We start from the raw sequence: 21,411 nt of genomic DNA, 5'->3' as shown, positions 1-21,411 counted from the left end.
TTTTGCAATCGGTTTAACAAAGCCGCCAACGCCTTGGCGGACCCGCTGTTTCAGGCGGTTGGGCGCTTTTCAAACGTGGCAAAACCGTCTTCAAGCGCCGGTTCTTCATGGATGCGATCAACGCGCGCATGGGTCGGGCCATCGTGGCAGGCGGTGATCATGGATTGCACCACCTTGGCCGGGCCGCAAAATACCGCCTCGACCGAACCATCATTGCGATTGCGTACCCAGCCGGTCAGATCGCGTTTGCAGGCTTCTTCCACGGTCCATGCGCGATACCACACGCCCTGCACCCGGCCTTCGATCCGGGCATGGACGGCGATGTTGCCGTCACCGGTTGACGGGTCGGGGCTTGTATCGGTCATGATCGGGCCTCCTCCCTTGTCGATGGTTTTATCCGCGGCTTACTTCGCGCCGGGGATTTTGGCATGCAGATGGGCGGTGTCCTGAAACTTCTGTTTCTGCTCATCAGATGCCGGCGCCTGATGATTGTCCTTCCATTCGTCATAGGTCATGCCATAGACAACTTCGCGCGCCCCATCATAATCCATCGCAACACCGTGTTCGCGTGCGGCGGCCAGATACCATTTGGCGAGGCAATTGCGGCAGAACCCGGCAAGGTTCATCAGATCGATATTCTGAACATCCTTGCGATCCTGAAGGTGCGTCACAAGGCCACGAAAGGCAGCCGCTTCGAGTTCGAGTTTGGTTTGCGGATCAAGATCGGCAGCCGGGCCGTTGGCGAGAACCGCCTCGGTGGACATTTCAGAACCGGCGCAATCAGACATTTTCCATTCTCCCACTCGCCATTTGCTGTTCGAGTTTTTCGATGATCCCGGGTACATCGGCAATGCTTTCGGCCGTGATGACCTTGTCATTGTCGATCTCGGTCTGGTCGACCATTTCGTGAACCCAGGTGATTTCATAGGGAATGTGGATCGCAGTGCCACCGCACGCAAGGACCGGCAGAATATCGGATTTCATCGAATTGCCGATCATCACGGCCTGTTCGGGCTCAACACCATAGCGGCCGAAAATATTGCGATAGGTCAGCGGATCTTTTTCCGAGACGATCTCGATACCGTCAAACAGGTCTTCAAAGCCGGAACGGTCAATCTTGAGCTGTTGGGCGATCAGATCGCCCTTGGTGACCAGAACTACCTTGTAGTCCGGGTGCTTGGCATAATGTTTCAGCACGCTTTCCGCCCCGTCGATAATACGGGTTGGCGCACGCAGCATCGATTTGCCTATTTCGGCCAGTTTGTGGATGTCCTCGGCGCTGATTTTACGATCAGACAATTCGATCGCAGTTTCAATCATCGACAGGGTAAAGCCCGTCACGCCATAGCCATAGATGGAAAGGTTGGCCAACTCGGCCTGATAAAGACGATCATCAACCTTTTCGGGATCAACATAATGTCCCAGCATTTCGCGCAACTGCACATGGGCTTCGCGGAAAAGCGGCTCATTGTGCCACAGGGTATCGTCGCCATCAAAAGCAATCAGCTTATACATATACACGCCTCGTTTCTTGTTCTTGGATGGCCGCAAACAACGGGATTACAGCCTCGATTAATGACCATATGGCAGTGCAAACGCGCCGTAAAGCCCCGTTATCTGTATTTAATATGCGTGAAACGGATCCGAAAGCCCTTGAAAACACAAGTGTTTGAACAGGTTAAAGAAAAGACGCTGCTGAGCTAAGCCCAACCATTCTCGATCTCATTGCAAGCAAGGTTAACCCTGTCAACCGTCGCTATTATTTGAGCGGCTCCTGAGGATTCTGGCGAGAAATCAAGCCTACGGATTATCTCACAACCTTTTCGAATACCTCTGAGCAAGAAATCATCCTTAAATTCATGAGTGGTGGGCCTCGGATGTTCGATTTGATCCCGAACCAGTTTTAATTCATCTAAAACCGTTTCGTCCTCTTCAGACACACCTCCGCCAAGAGCGATAACAAGAACCTCACGTCCCGCTTTGACGTCAGTCCTCAAAAAATCATGACGCGAACGATTTACGATTTGGTACTCCTTCAACACATCTCGCGTTTGCAGAGCCTCTTTTGCTTTGTCGGAGAAAGCTAAAAATGCATCATCATCTGATATTACGGCAGTAGCAGCGTTGATAACCGCTGTACTCATACTTTTATTTGCGAGTACTAACGCACCGACGCGTTTTTTGTATCCCTCAAGATGATAGTTACATTCTTCGAGATACCAAACACAAAGACGATGACAAGAGATTACAGTCATTAGAGGCCCTTCTCACTGAACCAGTGTGGAATGGCGATCATAATATGCGTGGCTTGAACACAAATCAAAAATGGCGCCAGCGGTAACTCGCCAGCGCCATAATCAAGCATCATCCTTGAGGGATCGGGTGGTTTATTCGTCTTTTTCGAACTCGATGATGATGGCATCGACCGAGAGGTTTGCGCCCTGCTCGGCGTGGATCTTTTTGACCACGCCTTTGCTTTCGCATTTAAGGACGTTTTCCATTTTCATCGCTTCAAGGATGCAAAGTTCCTCGCCCGGCTGGACGGTCTGGCCTTCTTCGACCGAGACTTTCACCAGCAGGCCCGGCATTGGCGAAAGCAGGAAGTTTGACATATCCGGCGGGGCTTTGAACGGCATCAGCTTTTGCAGTTCGGCCACGCGGGGCAGCATGACTTTGAAGTGGCGCTGAATGCCGTTGGCGGCAAGTTTGTAGCCCACCCCTTCGATGTCGATCTGCACACAGACCGGGGCACCATCGATTTCACCGACAAACATCGGATCGCCGATCTTCCAGTCCGACACCACGCCATAGCTGCGATCGCCGATGGCGACAATGTAATCGCCGTTAACACCATCAAACTCGATATCAAACGCGGTATGCTCATCGCCACAAACCGCCACCCAGCTTTCGGCGATTTCAAGCGGATGGTCGCTGACCTGGCCTGTGATGCCGGCATTGCGTTCCGCAACGCGCTGATTGATATAGGCCGCAACCACGATCAGGGTTGCGGGATCATCATTGGGCAGATCATCGGCGGAGAAGCCGTTGGGATATTCCTCAGTTATGAAGTTGGTGGTGATGTTGCCATCCTGGAAGCGTTTGTTGGCCATGACAGCGGCCAGGAACGGGATGTTGTGCGAAATGCCACGAATGTAATAGGCATCAAGCGCACGACGCATTTCCCCAATCGCCTGATCGCGATCCTCGCCATAGGTGATCAGTTTGGCGACCATCGGGTCATAGAACATCGAAATCTCGCCGCCTTCATAGACGCCGGTATCGACACGTACGGTATCCGATTCCGCAGGCGGCTGATAGCGCACCAGACGCCCGGTCGAGGGCAGGAATTCGCGGAAGGGATCCTCGGCATAGACGCGGGTTTCCATGGCCCAGCCGGTGAGCGTGACGTCATCCTGCTTGAGCGTCAGTTTTTCGCCATCGGCGATCTTGATCATCCATTCGACGAGGTCCTGACCCGTGACAAGTTCGGTCACTGGATGTTCGACCTGCAGGCGAGTATTCATTTCAAGGAAGTAGAAGTTCTTGTCCTTATCGACAATGAATTCCACCGTGCCGGCCGAGCAGTAATCCACCGCACGCGCCAGTGCAACGGCCTGTTCGCCCATGGCCTTGCGGGTGGCGGGATCGATAAAGGGTGACGGGGCTTCTTCGACGACCTTTTGGTGGCGACGCTGGATGGAGCATTCGCGTTCCCCCAGATAGATCGCGTTGCCGTGCTTATCGGCCAGCACCTGAATTTCGATATGGCGCGGTTCTTCGACGAATTTTTCGACAAAGACGCGGTCATCGCCAAAGGAGCTTGCGGCCTCGGACGTTGCACGTTCGAAGCCTTCGCGGCATTCGGCATCGTTGCGCGCAATACGCATGCCCTTGCCGCCACCGCCCGCGGATGCCTTGAGCATCACCGGGTAGCCAATCTCGTTGGCGATCTTGATCGCCTCGTCGGTATCCTTGATCACGCCCATATAGCCGGGCACGGTCGAGACACCGGCATCAGCCGCGATCTTTTTGGAGGTAATCTTGTCGCCCATGGCGGCAATCGCACCATTCGGCGGGCCAATGAAGGCGATGTTGGCGGCATCAAGGGCCTTGGCGAAGGCCTGATTTTCCGACAGGAAGCCATAGCCGGGATGAACGGCCTCGGCCCCGGTGGATTTGCAGGCCTCGATAATGTTTTCAATAATCAGATAGGACTGATTACTGGGTGCCGGGCCAATGCGCACCGCCTCGTCGGCCATCTGGACATGCAGGGCCGCCTTGTCGGCATCGGAGTAAACCGCAACGGTCTTGATGCCCATTTTGCGGGCTGATTTGATCACACGGCAGGCGATTTCACCGCGGTTGGCAATCAGGATCTTGCTAAACATTTTTTATCTCTCCCAATTTGTCTTACAGCGGAATGTTGCCGTGTTTCTTTTCAGGGTTCTTGATGTCCTTGTTGCGCAGCATACCCAGCGCCTTGCAAACGCGGCGGCGTGTGCCGTGCGGCATGATGACATCATCAATGAACCCCTTGCGGCCCGCGACAAACGGGTTGGCGAATTTTTCGCGGTATTCTTCGGTGCGGGCTTCGATCTTTGCCGGATTATCCATATCCGCACGGAAGATGATTTCCACCGCCCCTTTTGGCCCCATCACCGCAATTTCGGCGGTCGGCCAGGCATAGTTGACGTCGCCACGCAGATGTTTCGAAGACATCACGTCATAAGCCCCGCCATAGGCCTTGCGGGTAATGACAGTAACCTTGGGCACGGTGGCCTCGGCATAGGCATAAAGCAGTTTGGCACCATGTTTGATGATGCCGCCATATTCCTGTGCGGTGCCCGGCATGAAGCCCGGCACATCAACAAAGGTGACAATCGGAATGTTGTAGGCATCGCAGAAACGCACAAAGCGTGCGGCCTTTTTGGAGCTATCGATATCAAGGCACCCGGCCAGCACCATCGGTTGGTTGGCGACGACACCGACCGTGCGACCATCCATACGCGCCATGCCGATAATGATGTTTTTGGCGTAGTCGGCCTGAATTTCAAAGAAGTCGCCCTCGTCGACGATCTTGGTGATCAGTTCCTTCATGTCATAGGGCATGTTGGGATTTTCTGGCACCAGGGTATCAAGCGAGAAGTCATCACGATTGATCGGATCCTCGCAAAGACGCGCTGGCGGATCTTCCTTGTTACACAGCGGCAGAAAGTCCATGAAACGGCGGGTCTGAAGCAGCAGATCGACATCATTGTCAAAGGCGAGATCAGCCACACCCGACACACTGGTATGGGTCGATGCCCCGCCCAGCTGTTCGTGGGTGACTTCCTCGTGGGTGACGGTTTTGACCACATCCGGGCCGGTCACGAACATATAGGAGCTGTCCTTGACCATGAAGATGAAGTCGGTCATGGCCGGGCTGTAAACAGCACCACCGGCACACGGGCCCATGATCAGGGAAATTTGCGGGATGACGCCGGATGCCTCGACATTGCGCTGGAAGACATCGGCATAGCCTGCCAAGCTTTCAACACCTTCCTGAATACGTGCCCCGCCCGAATCATTAAGGCCAATCACCGGTGCGCCAACCTTCATCGCCTGATCCATGATCTTGGCGATCTTGCGCGCATGCGCACCCGATAGTGCGCCGCCGAACACGGTGAAATCCTGTGAGAAAACAAAAACCAGACGGCCATTGATCGTGCCATGACCCGTGACGACACCGTCGCCGGGAATGCGGTTTTCGCTCATGCCGAAATCGACGCAATCATGTTCGACGAACATGTCCCATTCTTCGAAGGAGCCCTCATCGAGCAATACATCAAGGCGTTCACGCGCGGTGAGCTTGCCCTTGGCATGCTGATTATCAATGCGGCGCTGGCCGCCGCCCATGGCAGCTTCGGCGCGCTTCGCTTCGAGTTTGGCGACAATATCCTGCATGTTGCGTTTTCCTTGCTGTGGTCGGCCTTCTGGCACTTTTCGGCCCGGTATGCGCGTCTGGAGAATGAAATAGCATTATTCGGTACTGGAATGCCAATTATTTTTACTGTTCTCACACAGCTCCAGAATAGTCCCTAAACGCCTGATTTCCCTAACGTCATTTCGATATATCCGCGTGGGCTGAACTAAAGTCTAGAGCAGCATATCCCCCCGTCCCCGCCGCTGGATCATTTTGATGCGCAAGACGTTGGCATTATGGTGCACACTGCAATCGCCCCTGATCCGGGGCACCCAGAACACGTACACCAAGCATACCTTTATCGCCTTCGTCACCACAATCGATTGAGCCCATGTTTAAATTCAGCCCGCGCAATCCGGAAAAAACCGGCGACGACCGCCCTGCCAGCTCCCTATGGGGGTATGTCTGGCGGATGAGTGGCTGGCATCAGGTGGTGGTGTGCAGCCTTGCTGTGCTGGTGGCCGCCCTTGGCATTGCACCGATCGAGCTGCAACGCCGGATTGTTGATAACGCCATCACGCCACAGGACTTTGATCTTTTGATCACGCTGGCCGCGCTTTATCTCGGCCTGATTATCGTCCATGGCGGGATCAAGTTCGTGCTTCGGATTTACGAAGGGTGGCTCAGTGAAAGTGCGATCCAGTATAACCGCAAGCACCTGACGCGCCTGCATGCCCATAACGAGGCCGGCAGCCAGGATGAAAGCAACGGGCGTGCGGTTTCGATCATCGGGTCCGAGATCGAAAAGCTTGGCGGGTTTGTCGGTGACGGCCTTTCACAGCCGGTGGTAAATAGCGGCATGCTGATTTTCGGGCTTGGCTATATGATCAGTGTCGAGCCGATGATCGGCCTGATTGGGGTGATCGCCCTGATCCCGCAGGTCGCCCTTGTGCCGGTCATTCAGAAACGCATCAACGCGCTTATTGAAGCACGGGTTGAGAAGATGCGCGATGTCAGTGACGAACTTTCGGAAATGTCGACCGACAAGGATGATGACGAACAGCTTCGCCCGATCAATAAGGGCATCACCGCATTGTTTGACAACCGCATGCAGCTTTTTGTTTTGAAGTTCGGCATGAAGTCGCTGATCAATCTTTTGAATGCGCTGGCGCCGATTTGCGTGCTGTTTGTTGGTGGTTACCTTGTGATCCAGGGCCAGACATCGGTCGGTATCATTGTGGCGTTTATTTCAGGCTTTGACCGGATGTCATCGCCGATGCGTGAATTGCTGTCCTATTACCGGGTGGCGGCACAGGCCGCGGTGCAGCACAAAATGATTGCGAAGTGGATGCAGTAGGTCTGCGAACGACCGGCAATCTTAACTAGCAGTCATGGCTTTGCGGGTTCAGGGCGTATCGACCGCACAATTCCCGATCAAGGGCACCGCATTCGTTGCAGCCGCCTTCGACATAGAAGCAAAAACGGTTGCGCCCGCAATTCTTGGCGCGATAAAGCGCCTTGTCGGCATCGCGATAGATTGAGTCCGGCGTTCCATTATGATCGGCACAGGTCGAGATGCCAATGCTGATGCCGACATGGACTTCGTTGCCATCAATGATCAGGGGACGTGACACTTCTTCGATAATCCGCTGGGCCGGAATGGCGGCATCGCGGACATCATCCATCAATGGCAGGACCACGGCGAACTCATCGCCGCCAAGACGGGCGACGACGTCGGCTTCGCGGCAATTGCGTTTGATGATTTCGGCAACTTCGACCAGAAGCTTGTCCCCGACCGGATGACCGAACGTGTCATTGACTTGTTTGAAGCGATCAAGATCAAGCAGCAGCAAAACGATGCTTTTTTCAAAGCGCCGGTTGATCTGAATGATCTGCGACAGCATGGAATTGAACTGATAACGATTGGAAAGACCGGTCAATTGATCGGTCTGGGCAAGCCTGCGAATTTCGGCTTCGACCGCCTTGGTCGGCGTGATATCGGCATGAGTGCCAGACATGCGCAGCGGATTGCCATCCGCATCCCATTCCACGACCTTGCCACGATCAAGAACCCACACCCAGTTGCCATCCTTGTGGCGCATCCGGCATTCGCACTGATAGTGATCGGTTTCACCCCGGAAGGTGCTTTGCAAGGCAGCCTCGGACTTTTTGAGGTCTTCGGGATGGCAATATGCCAACCATGTGTCGATGCTTACGGGACCAAGTTCGTCGAGCGTATAGCCGATGATTTCGGCCCAGCGTTCGTTAAAGCGGGTTTCGCCGGTCTGAACGTTCCATTCCCATGTGCCCGCACTGGTACCCCAGATGATTTCATCAAGACGCTGGCGTTCCTCGGCCAGTTTGCGGTTGGCATCCTTGAGCATGCGTTCGTAATGTTCGCGCTCGGTAATATCGACATTGGTGGTGTGAATGTATTTGCGTTCATGCAGCTCTATCAGGCCGGCATGCACCTGCATCTTGCGGATTTCGCCATTCCCCAGGCGATGCTGAACGACAAAAGACACCGCGCCATGTTCGAGAACCGCACTGACATGCCTGTGCATGGATGGTGCGCCATCGACATCAAGTTCCGGGATCGTCCGACCGACAAGACCGCCATCCGAAAAACCATAAAGTTCTTCTGCCGCACGGCTGGCATCAACAATCCGGCCATCTGCCGGATCGACCAGAATGTTGATCGCCGTTGTGTTGCTAAACATCTGGCGATACAGCAATTCACGTTCGCGGAAGGCGACCTCGGCCTGTTTGACATCGTTAATGTCGGCGAATGAAACGATGACGCCGTCAAAGGTGCCGGTCTGTTCATTATGCAGGGGTTCTGCATTTACCCGGATCCAGGCAAATTCGCCATTCGGGCGATTGACCCCCAGCACAACACCATATTCGCGTTCACCGGTTGCAAGGACCCTTTTGCCGGGAAGCTCATCGCGGGTCAGCGGCACACCATCTTCGCGCACAAAGGTGCACGGCGTTTCGGGCATGGTCTTTCGGCAAAGTTCGTCGCCCGTGAGACCAAGAATCTCAAGCGCAGTATTATTGAATTCGACCACCGTACCGGCGGCGTCATGCACAACCACCCCCTCGGCCAAGGAGTTAAGAAGGCGCTTGTGCAGATTGCCACCCTTTTGCAGCGTTTGACTGGTTCTATCCGATGACGACAAGGTTTGCGCCGCGTCAAGACGGGTCAAGCATCCCGACGTCACAACATCACCACTGGCCAACTCGTGGATCGTCGCGCAATCTTCGACCGTGATCCAATTGCCATCCTTATGGCGCAAGCGGAAGGTTAGCCGCCGATTGGTATTATTTGTGGCCTGTTGATTGCGGTGCTGCGCGAACATCGCGACATCATCGGGATGAAGCAAAGACGCCCAACCCTGCGTGCGATCAAAGTCGCTGTCGGCGGGGTCGTAGCCAAGCAGTTCAAAAACGCCTGCGCCGAAATAGTTCCGTGACGGGGTGTTGCGGAAAAACTCGTAGAGAACCGGCGCCGCACCAGCAGCGCAAGCGTCCGTTCCTGTCTGTTTGGTCAAGTTTACCGACAAATTCATCCCGTCGCCGTACTGGCGTCTCCTTCAGGAAATCAAAATAACCGATACCAATGTATAGGTATCTTTTTATACCTATTGAAAATTGATGCAAAGCAGATTCTGCAGCGAAGACGCGAAATCGTCTCCCCGAACGAGCTAACTTATTGAACTGAAGCCCCGGATCGACAATCCCTTCAAAAGTAGAACACCGATAAACAAGGCGCTGGCATGCACAGGAAACAGGCATAAAAAAAGGAGCAGTTACCTGCTCCTTTGTATGGGTATCCCTGTTTGCGCGGCCAGTTGCGGGTTAGCCCAGCAACTCCAGGTAACGTCCGGCGGCCAAAAACTCTGCCCGGTGACGGTCGAGACGGGCGATCGCCTCAGCATCGTCGCCCCACTTTTCCATCGCGTAGCCTTCGTCAAGGATTGAGGCCTCAAATGCGGTTGTGGTGTCAAGCTTGCGGTTCATCACCGCAAGACCAATGATCACCGAGCCCGAAATCGTCGTCAGACTGTGCAGGGCTGTCAGGTAATAGTCGTCAAAACCTTCGACATGATCCTGCAAACGCAGCAATGCGTGGTCATCCTGGCTGATCGGCATCACACCTTCGGTGACCGTCAGCACCACACCCAGATGGTCTTTTGACCAATCGAGCAGCGGCTGCCAGGTCTTGGCCTGACGTTCGATCAGGTCTTCGGGGAAGGATGCGCGATAGCACAGCAAATCCGATCGGCCATAGCCGGTCAGCTCGGCGATCACCGCATCACGGTTCGGACGCACCCGGTCAATCGCAGTCGCAGCAAGCTGCATGATTGGCATGGTGGACGGCTGGACTTTCTCGCCCTGCGCGTCCCATTCCGCCGCAATTTCACGCGCAAGGATTTCGGATGGCAGCAGGAAATCGGCCTTGGCCGGGGTTTTCACCGCACGGCCATCAAGAAGCACGCGCCAGCCTGCGCCGGTTTCATCGGCGCCAGCATCGGCCTTTTTATAGAAACGTTTGATCGATTGTGTAAGCATGACCGCCATATGCCCAAAAGCAGCGGATTGCGCAAGTGATTTGCCACATAATTTGCCAGATAAAGAGCGCCAATTGAGCGATTATCAAGAATTTCTGTATAATTTTTGATCAAATTGCCCCATTGACCAAATAATAAACACCCTTACTCTGCTGGGCGAAGGTTACAAAACCGCAACAAAGCGGGCGCACAGGCGACATGGCATGACCATTGCTAAGTGCGCATTGGATTTATCAGGTGGCTGGATTGTTTCATCGATCCGCATTCAGGAGGCTTCTTTAGACATGACCACGTTTACGAACCGACTTTTGGGGGCTGCTATCGGGGCGGCTGTTGCCCTTGGCGCGCAGGCGGCCCTTGCAGATATGGCGATCAAATTCTCGCTCGACTGGAAATACGAAGGTCCGGCGGCACCGTATCTTCTAGCCAAGAAGAACGGCTATTTTGAAGAAGAAGGCCTTGATGTCACGATTGACTCGGGCAACGGTTCGGTCGGCGCGATCACCCGTGTTGCCAGCGGTGCCTATGACGTATCCCTTGCCGATATCAACTCGCTGGTTGAATTCAACGCATCCAACCCGGATCGCGCCATGAAGTCGATCTTCATGGTCTATGACCGCCCGCCTTTCGCGCTGTTCATGAAAAAAGATTCCGGCATCACCAAACCGGAAGATCTGGTTGGCAAGACCCTTGGCGCGCCGGTTTTTGATGCATCGCGCAAACTGTATCCGGCATTTGCATCGGCAACCGGTCTTGATCTGGATGCTGTGACCTGGGAAAGCATGGACCCGCCGCTGCGTGAGCCGATGCTGGTGCGTGGTGATGTGGATGCGATTTCCGGTCACTATTTCACCTCGATCCTGAACCTGCAGGCGCAGGGCCTTGCCAAGGAGGACCTGACCGTCTTCATGTACAAAGATTATGGCATGGACTTCTATGGCAACGGCATCCTGGCATCGCCGGACATGATGGAAAACCACCCGGAAGAGCTTAAAGGCTTCTTGCGCGGTGTGGTCAAAGGCTGGGCCGCGGCGATTGCCGATCCGGCAGCAGCCATCGAAGCGCTTAAAGAAGCGGATCCGCTGATCAACCCGGACCTTGAACAGCAGCGTCTGCAGATGGCGATTGATGAAAACGTCGTCACCCCTGTCACCCTTGAAGAAGGCATGGGCCTTGTCAAAGCCGACCGTATGGCCAAGGCCATCGATCAGGTTGCCCTGGCATTCGGTTTCGAGAACAAGCCGTCTGTTGACGACATCTATACCGATGAATTCATGCCGTCTGCCGAAGACCGCATGCTGAAGTAATCATCTTATGAGGCGGGGCAGTCGGATTTTCTGACTGTCCCGTTTTCCATGACAGAGAAACAAGAATACGATCAGGCCAAGCAGGGGGAATAACTGCAGTGTCCAAAAGCTTCGTCGAACTCAACGACGTCAAACTTCGCTATAGCGAAGGCGATGAACTGGCGCTTGAAACCACCAACATGAAAATCGACAAGGGCGAATTTATCGCCGTTGTCGGCCCATCGGGCTGTGGCAAGTCATCCTTGCTGAAACTGGTTTCCGGGCTGATGCCACCATCTGAGGGCAATGTGATTGTCGATGGCAAGGAGGTTTCAGGGCCGCTCAAGATTGTCGGCATGGCGTTTCAGAACCCGACCCTTCTGCCGTGGAGAACGACCCTTGATAACGTGCTGTTGCCAATGGAAATCGTCAAACCACACCGCAATCGACTGCGCAAGCATCGCGCGGAATATGAAGAACGCGCGCGCAAGCTTTTGGCAACCGTCGGGCTTGAAGGCCACGAAGACAAATACCCGTGGGAGCTTTCAGGGGGCATGCAGCAGCGCGCATCGCTTTGCCGGTCATTGATCCATGAGCCGGATCTTTTGATGCTGGATGAGCCGTTTGGTGCGCTGGATGCCTTTACCCGTGAAGAGCTATGGGACATTTTGCAGAACCTTTGGATGATCAAGCCGTTTACGGTTATTCTGGTCACTCATGATTTGCGTGAGGCGGCTTATTTGGCCGATACGATTTATGTGATGTCCAAACGCCCGGGCAAGATCCTGGTGGAACGTGAAAACACCCTGCCCCGCCCGCGCGATCAGGAAACCACCTTTACCCAGCCTTTCACCGATCTTGTCCACGAATTGCGCAGTCACATTCGTGACGTGCGAGAATCATAAGGAAGGGCGGGAAAAAATCATGAAAAAGAAATTGAACCTTCGCAAAGCAACGCCGTGGCTGAGCGCCATCGGGCTTTTCGTTCTGTGGGAACTGATTGTGCGGATTTTCAATATTCCGCCCTATGTCCTGCCGACCCCGTCTGAAAGCATCATTGTCGGCTGGCAGTTCCATGAAGCGATCTGGATGCATGCCTATCACACGCTGTATACCACGCTGGCGGGCTTTGCCATTGCCGTGGTGTTTGGTGTGGTGCTTGGCGCGCTGGTCGGATCCAGCCGGGCGATTTATGATGCGGCCAACCCACTTTTGGTTGGGTTTAACTCTGTGCCCAAGGTCGCGCTTGTCCCGGTTCTGGTGATGTGGTTTGGCATCGGGACGGTACCGGCGATCATCACGGCGTTTTTGATTTCGTTCTTCCCGATTGTGGTCAATGTCGCCACCGGCCTTGCGACGCTGGAGCCGGAATTGCGTGATGTGTTGCGGTCGCTTGGTGCGACACGGCGCGACATCCTGATCAAGGTCGGCTTCCCGCGTGCGATGCCGTATTTCTTTGCATCGCTTAAGGTTGCGATCACGCTGGCCTTTGTCGGATCGGTGATTTCCGAAACCGTGGCGTCAAACGTTGGTGTTGGTTATTTGATGCTGTCGGCGTCGTCGAAATTCAACATGCCGCTGGTGTTTGCCGGATTGCTGGTGATCGCGGTGATGGGGATTGCGATGTATGAGATTTTCAACGTGATCGAACGCCGGTCGACCAAATGGGCAAACCGTGGCAATCCAACGAATTAAGCCCAATCATCAGACAAATAAAAAGGCCGGGTTTACCCGGCCTTTTTTCATCGTACCATTGGCTGTGATCAGCTGAGATGCTCGTCAAAGAAGGCCATGGTGCGTTCCCAGGCCAGCATGGCATCTTCGCCGTCATAGCGACCGCCGGTCGGGTTGGCGAAGGCGTGATCGGCGTCATACCAGAAGAACTGGTAATCGGTTTTGCCGGCGATGCGCAGCGATTCTTCGAAGCCTTCGACCATTTCCTTGTTGATGTTTTTATCAAGGGTGCCGAAATGGCCCATGATCGGCGCATTGAGCGTTGCGACCTGTTCCGGGGTCTTTTTGACATTGCCGTAATAGATCACGGCTGCGTCAATATTGGTGGCAAGTGCTGTATTGAGCGACCAGCCACCGCCAAAGCACCAACCGACCGAACCAACCTTGCCAGTTGAGTCCTTGTGGTTACGCAGGAATTCAACCGAGGCCTGCAATTTGCGGGTCGCAACCGCCGGATCCATCGACGACATCAGGGAACGTGCCCCATCCGGCGTGGTGGCAGGCGGTTTGCCATAAAGATCAACCGCAAGCGCGATATAGCCCTGCTTGGCATATTCAGCCGCCACCGCGCGAATATGATCATTAAGCCCCCACCATTCATGGATCAGAATGACCGTGGGTGCAGGCAGGGTTGCCGGCATGGCGACTTCGGCGACCATTTCATCGCCTTCTGGCGTGGTGATGGTCACTTTATCAAGGCCGTGGCCGGCCGCATGGGCCAGCATCGGGTCGGCAAGAATAACAGCCAAAGGCAGGGCAACTGCGCCCTTCAGAAACAGTCGGCGTTCTTCATCGGTTGCCTTGGGCGGCGGACCGAGATGTTCGTGGGAGCCACATCCGTCTAGCGTACACATGTTCTAGCCTCCTCTGATTCCTGTTTTCGGGTTTTCCCGTATCACCATCATTCGCGATGGCACGCCCGGTTGGCAAATGAATTTCTTGTCATCAGATCAGTAACCATCGATCAGACGCTACCGAATTTTGTTCGAGTTTGTTTACGGTGCCAATCGCAACAAGGATCATGATTCCACAGAGTATTGCATAGAGTTCTGTCACTTAACTGCTGCTTGCGCCATAGCACGCCACCTGATTAAAAGGGGCACCAAGCAGCCACACCAAGCCAGATGGAGAAGACATGCGCGATATTGAAACGGTTTTGTTCGACCTTGGCGGCGTTCTTGTCGACTGGGATCCGCGCTATCTGTATCGCAAGATGTTCAAGGACGATGCGGAGATGGAGCGTTTTCTGGCCGAGGTCTGCCATCCGCACTGGAACCATCTGCATGATCAGGGGATGCTGAGCTTTGCCAATTCCATCCCCGACCTTCAGCACCGCTATCCGCAGCATCATGACGAGATCGCTGCATGGCAGGAACGCTGGCCGGAAATGCTGGGCGGGGCGATTGAGCGAACGGTCGGGATTCTTGAAGACCTTAAAAAACGCAAAAAGGTGCGCCTGTTTGCCCTGACCAACTGGTCGGCAGAAACATGGCCGCATGCGTTGGAACGCTTTGAGTTCCTTGATCACTTCGAAGACATTCTGGTGTCTGGCCAGGAAAAACTCGCCAAGCCCGATCCGCGAATTTTTGATCTGGCGATTTCACGCTTCAAGCTTAACCCGCGCGAAACCCTGTTTATCGATGACAGCGAGCGCAACATTCAGCAGGCGCGTGAACTGGGCTTTATCACCCACTGGTTCCGCGATCCGGTGAAATTGCAGCGTGAATTGATCGAATACCAGCTGTACTGATCAGCGCTTTTGGCGCAGGTAATTGCCAAAGCATTCGCCAAAGGCAAATTCCCAGCCTTTGAGGTAGCCTTCACGAAGTGCCGGTGCGATTTCGCCGACATTTTCCCATGCCTTGTGTTCAAGACGGATTACGCAGCGACCAAACTCGTTAAGGTCAAAGGACACCTCAACCAGCGTAAAGTCACCTTCATTCCAGCCCGGATGCCAGGTAAAGGACACATGTTCGCCCGGTTGCCAGCTTCTTACCCTCCCCCAAGGGATATCATCCTGCCCCTTGACCCGTTCGATGATTTCCCCGCCGACACCGTCATTGAATTCGACCGTGATGCAGTCCTTTTTTGAGATCGAATGGGTATCGGTCGGCCACCAGTCGCCAAAGCCCGATGTGAAGGCGTTAAACGCATCATCGGGATCGACGGCCAGGGTCAATTCAAAGCGGATCGGGGCAAGGTCGGGATTCTTAAGCGGCGTCACGGTCAATTTCCCAAATCGTATCAAGGGCAGTCGTCAGTTCATCAAAGTGGCTGATGACGGCGTGCGCACCTGATTTATGCAGCGTATCGACATCATGATAGCCCCAATCAACACCGATGGCGATCATGCCAGCCGCCCGGCCCATTTCGATGTCATAGCTGGTATCGCCGACGATAACCGCATTGGGCGCATCCACCCCGGTTTCTTCAAGGGCCGCCATCAACATCGCGGGATTGGGCTTTGACGGGTGATTGTCACAGGTCTGAAGGGTGACAAAGCGGCCTTCAAGTTCGTTGCGCGCCAGCACCGCATCAAGGCCACGACGGGCCTTGCCGGTTGCCACACCGCTTAGCCATTTGCGGCCATCGATTTCCATCAGAACTTCGTGCACACCGGGGAACAGCGGTTCGTGGAAATCAGGGGTCTGGCGCAGGGTAAAGAACGCGGTTTTATAGGCCGCTGTCACGGCTGCGATGATGTCCTCATCCACCCGTGCCGGGCTTGCCAGCTTTGTGATGGCTTCGGGCAGGCTCAGACCAATGATGGTGCGCGTGTTTTCAAGTCCCGGACAGTCCAGACCGTGCTGCGCAAAGGCATGATCCATGCAATGCGCAATGGCGTGCTGGCTGTCAACAAGGGTGCCGTCGCAATCAAAAATCACAAGTCGGAGCGGATCAGTGGTCATGTGGGGTCTTTCATCAAAAATTTGGAACGCGGAGACTAATCGAAAGCGTTTCAAAGATCGAGTCTCCCGCGGTTGTATTGCCATGCATTTTTTGTGCTGTGCGGGAAGCAACAGAAACCACAAGTGAATTTTGTATTACTGTCTAAGCGGTGCAATGCGCGCTACAATTGAATTCTGGCCCACAGGGCCCTGCCCGACAGAGGCAGGCTCTCTGCGACAGGAGGCAGATCATGCTTACACTTCGCGACTGCATCGACTTCAGCGACCTCACCGAGGAGGAAGTGCTGGCTATTGCCGAGTGCGAGCATATTCCATTGGTCACCGCCCTTGAGGAGGGTGAGTGCATGGTGCATACCAAAAACGGCCGCAAACAGCTTGCCGTGATGATCAAGGGCCAGGCCGAAATGTGTGAACGCATGGGCAATACGGTTCATGCCCAACACCTGAACCGGGTCTATGACGCCTTCATGAGACGTTTCGACAGCAAAAATACCTAGTACAGACTGTGTCCCAACGCCGTTTGATCAGGAGGACGAAAAAGCCGACGCAGTGCGTCGGCTTTTCGGTGTCTGGTGCTGTTTCGACAACACCTTATTTCTTGCGCGAACGCGACGGCTTTGCCTTTGGTTTGGGCTTTTCTTCCTTTTCGCGGTGAATTTCCGGGGTCAGGAATTTGGTCGGCGTTTTCGGATCGAAGTTCAGCTTTTTGAGCGTTTCGGCGAAATGTTCCGGCACGGGTGCCTCGATCACGACGCGATGGCCGGTCACGGGATGCGGGAAATCAATCGCACGCGCATGCAGATGCATCTGATTGGACAGGCCATCAATAAACGCCTTGGGTCCACCATATTTGCCGTCGCCGAGGATCGGGCATTCGATGGCCTCGCAATGAACACGCAACTGGTGAGTACGACCGGTCAGCGGTGACAGGGCAAGCCATGCCGCCTTGCGCCCGGCGCGGTGAAGCTGACGGAAGACGGACTGTGCCGATTTTCCGAGCTTCTCGTCGATGACCATTTTCTCCCCGCCCTTGCCTGCGATTTTGGCAAGCGGGGCATCAATCATGCCTTCGCGTTCCGCAGGCGCACCGGTGACAATCGCCCAGTAAAGCTTGCGGGTCGATTTATCCTTGAACGCCTTGGTCAGCGCATGGGCCGCCGATGCCGAACGGGCCAGCAACAGAACACCACTGGTGTCCTTATCCAGACGGTGGACCAGCTTCGGGCGTTCCTTGCTGTCGAGTTTCAGCGCATCAAGCATGCCATCGACATGAACATTAGTGTTGGTCCCGCCCTGCACGGCAAGGCCGGCGGGCTTGTTGATCGCCAAAACCAACTCGTCATAGAAAATAACGGAATCGCGCAGTGCTTGCAGCTCTGCCTCGGTCGCATCCGACTTGGCGGGGCCGGCCTGTTTGCGTTGCTGGACTTCCGACGGGTTATAGCCCGAACCGTCTTCGGCCCATGGGCCGGTGCCGCCACCAGACATAACCGGCGCGGGCGGCACACGGATTTCCTGGCCCGGCTCAACACGTTGATTGGCCTTGGCACGTTTGCCATCGACACGGATCTGACCGCCACGCAGGAATTTCTGGACCTGACCAAATGTGAATTCGGGACAGTTGCGCTTGAACCAGCGATCAAGCCGAATGTCGGCCTCGTCTGCCTTGACCTTGCGCAGAGTGACACCACTCATTGCAGAATACCCCTTACCAGCGCGATTGCGCCAAACAATGCCGAAATACCGACCACCACGGAAACACCAACATAAAGGGCGGCAAGCCCCATATTGCCCCGTTCATACAAGGTCGCGACATCCAGCGAGAACGTCGAAAAAGTTGTAAACGCCCCCAGAAAACCGGTCACAAGGAGTGCGCGCGTTTCAAGCCCCATGGATAGTTTAAGGGCGGAAACCTCGATCAACACCCCCATCAGGAACGAACCGACGACATTGACCGTCAAGGTTCCCCAGGGAAATCCAGTACCCATCACAGAGCCCATCATGACGGAAACACTGTGACGCGCAACGGCACCAATGGCACCGCCCAAGGCAATGGATGCGATTAACAACGGTGAAAATTGCATGGCGCGGAACCTATTCCCTCAGTCCTGAAATGTCACGTGTGAATACGGCATGGGCCCATGCCAGCCAAGGGTATCAAACAGCATGGCCAACGGATAATCAATCGCATTGGCCTTGGCGGTTTAATCCCGGTTTATTGATTTTGTCCCATGCGGGCTTCGACATCGGCAAGCCAGGCCCGTGTGCGTTTTTCATTTTGCCCGAAATCATCGTGGCCATAGACCGATTGGGCGAACAAACAGAAAGCCACATCATTGCCGGTTTCAGTATCGACCTCAGGCAGGATCAGCTCGATCTCGACCCAGTCGGGAAAACGAAATACTGCCGAGCGTGCCAGGAAATAAAGGCGACCGGCCTTGCCACCCGAAACATCGGTCATCAACGTCATGCCGTGATCCGGGGCGGTTTCGATCAAGACTTCGGTCAGTGTCGCGACCGATGCCGCAAAAGACGGACTTTGCATGGCGCGATCACTGTCAGGCAGCCGGTCAGCCGGACAGGCAAGGAAGAAATTCGGCACATTCGGAAGGTCGGCATCGCGACCGAAAGTCATATTGGGGGGATCGCCTGCAGGCAACATATGATCCATCAGCCCGGTAAAACGGACCGTTACGAAAATGCCTGCCAGTACCAGCAGTCCCCAGATTGCAACCATCGCCAGCCGTTTCAATGACACCACCTGCCCTTTTGCGAACTCCGATACATTAACCACAAAAGGTTAAGAATCAAAATGCCCGAACGGGAGGGAACCGTCGGGCATTTCGGGAAACACGCCCGTCAATCAGCAAACCAAGGGGGGGATATGGAAATTCGCTGATCGGCGGGAATGTATCGGAGTTTTTTAACCGGGATGCTTAGGCAGCGACCGGAAGCTTGGCCGCTTCGACATTGGCAATGGCCTTCGCCATGGCTTCTTCGGCGTTAACACCAAAGCCAGACGCTTCGACGACTTCAACATCGGTGATGCCGATAAAGGCCAGAACCTGTTTGAGGTACGGGGTCGCGAAATCAGCCGGGCTATTGACCGGAACGCCACCGGTTGCGGCAACGATGTAGGCTTTTTTGCCTTCGACCAGACCAACCGGGCCGTTTTCGGTGTAGTTGAAGGTCACACCAACGCGGGCAATCAGGTCAACCCAAGCCTTAAGGGTCGAGGGGATGGAGAAGTTGTACATCGGTGCACCGATGACAAGAACATCAGCATCCATAATCTCAGCCACCATCTTGTCAGATGCGGCGATCACTTTTTTCTGAGCTTCGGAACGGTTTTCAGCCGGGGTGTAATAGGCACCAACGGTTTCGCCGGTGATCGCTGAAACGACTGCCTCGTTGGTATCGCGTTCGATAACGGTTGCCGAAGAATCAGCGGCCTTGATGCGGTCGATCAGTTTGAGGGCGATCTGACGGGAGTTCGAGTTCTCACCATTCACAGATGCGCTAACATGCAGAACTTTAGTCATTTTCAGTCTCCGAGTCCGGGTTCGTTTGTTGCCCTGAACTTACGCCTACCAAACCGATCTGTTTAGCCAGAGACTCTTCACCAGATTGTTTCCAATTTGGAACCTAACACGCCTTACGCTAGTTATTGTCGCGTTTCTTTTGACGCTCTGCGCGCAGGCGGTCGAAATATTCGACGCGTTTTTTAAGATCACGTTCAAAGCCGCGTTCAACCGGCTCGTAGAAATTCTGCCTACGCATGCCTTCGGGGAAATAGTTCTGGCCGGAAAAGCCATCTTCCTGATCATGGTCATAGGCATAGCCGGTGCCATAGCCGATATCCTTCATCAGCTTGGTGGGCGCATTAAGGATATGGGCGGGTGGCATCAGCGAGCCGGTATCGCGCGCGATTTTGAGCGACTTTTTATAAGCCGCATAACCGGCGTTGGATTTGGGGGCGAGGGCGAGGTAAATCACCGCCTGTGCCAGGGCCAGTTCGCCTTCGGGACTGCCAAGGCGTTCGTAAGATTCCCACGCGCCAATGCAGAATTGCTGGGCCTGCGGATCGGCAAGGCCGATATCCTCGACCGCCATGCGGGTCAGACGCCGGGCAACGAATTTGGGATCCTCGCCCCCGGCCAGCATGCGGTTAAACCAATAAAGGGCCGCATCCGGGTCGGAGCCACGAATGGATTTATGCAGCGCACTGATCAGGTTGTAGTGACTGTCATCGCCCTTATCGTAAATCGGCATGCGCTTTTGCACTGTGCGGGCCAGCTCCGCCACACCAAGCGGACCATCATCCTCGCTGGGCGGCAGGGAAAACAGTTCCTCTGCCAGATTCAGGCAATAACGCCCGTCGCCATCGGCCATGGCACGCAGGGTTTCACGTGCCTCTGGCGTGACCGGCAACTCAAAGCCCATTTCCTTTTCGGCCCGCACCAAAAGTTCTTCAAGCCCCTGATCATCAAGACGCTTGAGCACCAGCACCTGACAGCGTGACAACAAGGCTGCATTCAGCTCAAACGACGGATTTTCGGTGGTGGCACCAATCAGGGTGATGGTGCCGTCTTCGACATAGGGCAGGAAGCTGTCCTGCTGGGCCTTGTTGAAACGGTGGATTTCATCAATGAATAGCAACGTTGCCCCGCCGGTCGAACGGCGCGCACGGGCACGTTCAAACACCTTGCGCAGGTCGGCAACGCCAGAAAAGATCGCCGAGAGCGGTTCAAACGCCATATCGGCAACATCGGCCATCAGGCGGGCCAGTGTCGTCTTGCCACAGCCCGGTGGTCCCCAGAGGATCACGGACGGTACACGGCCGGTCTTGATCATGCGGGTGATCGGCCCATCATCGCCAAACAGATGCCCCTGGCCCACCACTTCATCGAGTTTGGCGGGGCGCAATCTGTCGGCCAAAGGGCGCGTGACCTGACTTTCAAACAGGGAAACCATACTGGAACAATACGATGTTGGTTTTTGGGGCG

Annotated in this window: 22 protein-coding genes; 6 read left to right on the top strand and 16 right to left on the bottom strand. The window is 54.8% G+C overall.

All coding sequences use genetic code 11. From position 1 onward, the window contains the following. Positions 1 to 50 precede the first annotated feature (50 nt). From DY252_RS09130 to DY252_RS09105, 6 genes are all read right to left on the bottom strand, one after another. Complete coding sequence (locus DY252_RS09130; protein WP_064790784.1) at positions 51 to 365, bottom strand: acylphosphatase; 315 nt, start codon at positions 363 to 365, stop codon at positions 51 to 53. A gap of 39 nt (positions 366 to 404) precedes the next feature. Next, the gene (locus DY252_RS09125) at positions 405 to 788 is read right to left on the bottom strand and encodes a DUF1244 domain-containing protein (protein WP_231959831.1); all 384 of its coding nucleotides are present in this window, start codon (positions 786 to 788) and stop codon (positions 405 to 407) included. Continuing rightward, positions 781 to 1,515: an HAD family hydrolase gene (locus tag DY252_RS09120; RefSeq protein ID WP_064790782.1), complete on the bottom strand. Its 735-nt coding sequence runs from the start codon at positions 1,513 to 1,515 to the stop codon at positions 781 to 783. The genes DY252_RS09125 and DY252_RS09120 overlap by 8 nt, the downstream gene beginning before the upstream one ends. Positions 1,516 to 1,700: 185 nt before the next feature. After that, positions 1,701 to 2,255 carry a hypothetical protein gene (locus DY252_RS09115; protein ID WP_129542702.1) on the bottom strand — a complete coding sequence of 185 codons (555 nt, stop codon included), beginning with the start codon at positions 2,253 to 2,255 and terminating at the stop codon, positions 1,701 to 1,703. A gap of 132 nt (positions 2,256 to 2,387) precedes the next feature. After that, positions 2,388 to 4,388, bottom strand: coding sequence for an acetyl-CoA carboxylase biotin carboxylase subunit (accC, locus tag DY252_RS09110; RefSeq protein ID WP_064790776.1), 2,001 nt, complete (start codon positions 4,386 to 4,388; stop codon positions 2,388 to 2,390). A 22-nt stretch (positions 4,389 to 4,410) separates the two neighbouring features. Next, complete coding sequence (locus DY252_RS09105) at positions 4,411 to 5,943, bottom strand: acyl-CoA carboxylase subunit beta (protein WP_064790774.1); 1,533 nt, start codon at positions 5,941 to 5,943, stop codon at positions 4,411 to 4,413. Between the two features lie 350 nt (positions 5,944 to 6,293). Between DY252_RS09105 and DY252_RS09100 the strand changes: the two genes are divergently transcribed. After that, the gene (locus DY252_RS09100; protein WP_064790771.1) at positions 6,294 to 7,259 is read left to right on the top strand and encodes an ABC transporter ATP-binding protein; all 966 of its coding nucleotides are present in this window, start codon (positions 6,294 to 6,296) and stop codon (positions 7,257 to 7,259) included. 25 nt (positions 7,260 to 7,284) lie between these two features. Here DY252_RS09100 and DY252_RS09095 read toward each other — a convergent pair whose 3' ends face one another. Both DY252_RS09095 and DY252_RS09090 read right to left on the bottom strand, forming a co-directional pair. After that, positions 7,285 to 9,474, bottom strand: a complete 2,190-nt coding sequence (locus DY252_RS09095; protein ID WP_064790768.1) for a diguanylate cyclase domain-containing protein — start codon at positions 9,472 to 9,474, stop codon at positions 7,285 to 7,287. Positions 9,475 to 9,763: 289 nt separating this feature from the next. After that, on the bottom strand, positions 9,764 to 10,477 hold the full coding sequence (locus DY252_RS09090; protein ID WP_231959830.1) for an ATP12 family chaperone protein: 714 nt from the start codon (positions 10,475 to 10,477) through the stop codon (positions 9,764 to 9,766). A 283-nt stretch (positions 10,478 to 10,760) separates the two neighbouring features. Here DY252_RS09090 and DY252_RS09085 point away from each other — a divergent pair, with 283 nt between their 5' ends. The 3 genes from DY252_RS09085 (at position 10,761) to DY252_RS09075 (ending at position 13,457) form a co-directional block, all read left to right on the top strand. Continuing rightward, positions 10,761 to 11,783, top strand: coding sequence for an ABC transporter substrate-binding protein (locus DY252_RS09085; RefSeq protein ID WP_064790765.1), 1,023 nt, complete (start codon positions 10,761 to 10,763; stop codon positions 11,781 to 11,783). Positions 11,784 to 11,881: 98 nt separating this feature from the next. After that, entirely contained in the window at positions 11,882 to 12,667 is a 786-nt protein-coding gene (locus tag DY252_RS09080; protein ID WP_064790763.1) for an ABC transporter ATP-binding protein, read from the top strand. Between the two features lie 19 nt (positions 12,668 to 12,686). After that, positions 12,687 to 13,457 (top strand): ABC transporter permease, encoded by a 771-nt coding sequence (locus tag DY252_RS09075; RefSeq protein WP_008892212.1) that lies wholly within the window; start codon positions 12,687 to 12,689, stop codon positions 13,455 to 13,457. 68 nt (positions 13,458 to 13,525) lie between these two features. Here DY252_RS09075 and DY252_RS09070 read toward each other — a convergent pair whose 3' ends face one another. Beyond that, entirely contained in the window at positions 13,526 to 14,350 is an 825-nt protein-coding gene (locus DY252_RS09070) for a dienelactone hydrolase family protein (protein WP_064790761.1), read from the bottom strand. Positions 14,351 to 14,631: 281 nt separating this feature from the next. Here DY252_RS09070 and DY252_RS09065 point away from each other — a divergent pair, with 281 nt between their 5' ends. Then, positions 14,632 to 15,246: an HAD family hydrolase gene (locus tag DY252_RS09065; RefSeq protein WP_082923639.1), complete on the top strand. Its 615-nt coding sequence runs from the start codon at positions 14,632 to 14,634 to the stop codon at positions 15,244 to 15,246. Here the strand turns inward: DY252_RS09065 and DY252_RS09060 are convergent, their stop codons facing one another. Both DY252_RS09060 and DY252_RS09055 read right to left on the bottom strand, forming a co-directional pair. Beyond that, positions 15,247 to 15,720: an SRPBCC domain-containing protein gene (locus DY252_RS09060; RefSeq protein ID WP_064790760.1), complete on the bottom strand. Its 474-nt coding sequence runs from the start codon at positions 15,718 to 15,720 to the stop codon at positions 15,247 to 15,249. Further along, complete coding sequence (locus DY252_RS09055) at positions 15,707 to 16,405, bottom strand: HAD-IA family hydrolase (protein WP_064790759.1); 699 nt, start codon at positions 16,403 to 16,405, stop codon at positions 15,707 to 15,709. The genes DY252_RS09060 and DY252_RS09055 overlap by 14 nt, the downstream gene beginning before the upstream one ends. Positions 16,406 to 16,635: 230 nt before the next feature. On the opposite strand from DY252_RS09055, the gene DY252_RS09050 reads away from it, so the two are divergent. Then, positions 16,636 to 16,902 (top strand): hypothetical protein, encoded by a 267-nt coding sequence (locus tag DY252_RS09050; RefSeq protein WP_063087045.1) that lies wholly within the window; start codon positions 16,636 to 16,638, stop codon positions 16,900 to 16,902. Positions 16,903 to 16,996: 94 nt separating this feature from the next. On the opposite strand, the gene DY252_RS09045 is transcribed toward DY252_RS09050, so the two are convergent. From DY252_RS09045 to DY252_RS09025, 5 genes are all read right to left on the bottom strand, one after another. Continuing rightward, a complete protein-coding gene (locus tag DY252_RS09045) occupies positions 16,997 to 18,100 on the bottom strand; it encodes an RluA family pseudouridine synthase (protein WP_064790756.1) in 1,104 nt (367 codons plus the stop codon). Continuing rightward, positions 18,097 to 18,489, bottom strand: coding sequence for a fluoride efflux transporter CrcB (crcB, locus tag DY252_RS09040; RefSeq protein ID WP_063087043.1), 393 nt, complete (start codon positions 18,487 to 18,489; stop codon positions 18,097 to 18,099). The genes DY252_RS09045 and crcB overlap by 4 nt, the downstream gene beginning before the upstream one ends. A gap of 131 nt (positions 18,490 to 18,620) precedes the next feature. Beyond that, complete coding sequence (locus DY252_RS09035; RefSeq protein WP_129542701.1) at positions 18,621 to 19,163, bottom strand: DUF1499 domain-containing protein; 543 nt, start codon at positions 19,161 to 19,163, stop codon at positions 18,621 to 18,623. Positions 19,164 to 19,341: 178 nt separating this feature from the next. Beyond that, entirely contained in the window at positions 19,342 to 19,947 is a 606-nt protein-coding gene (locus DY252_RS09030) for an FMN-dependent NADH-azoreductase (protein WP_064790752.1), read from the bottom strand. A 118-nt stretch (positions 19,948 to 20,065) separates the two neighbouring features. Further along, positions 20,066 to 21,379 carry a replication-associated recombination protein A gene (locus DY252_RS09025; protein ID WP_064790799.1) on the bottom strand — a complete coding sequence of 438 codons (1,314 nt, stop codon included), beginning with the start codon at positions 21,377 to 21,379 and terminating at the stop codon, positions 20,066 to 20,068. Between the last annotated feature and the right edge of the window lie 32 nt (positions 21,380 to 21,411).

Source organism: Thalassospira indica (assembly GCF_003403095.1).
Taxonomy (GTDB): domain Bacteria; phylum Pseudomonadota; class Alphaproteobacteria; order Rhodospirillales; family Thalassospiraceae; genus Thalassospira; species Thalassospira indica.
The sequence above is the reverse complement of the archived record's forward strand: the minus strand, read 5'-3'. Positions and strand labels throughout refer to the sequence as shown.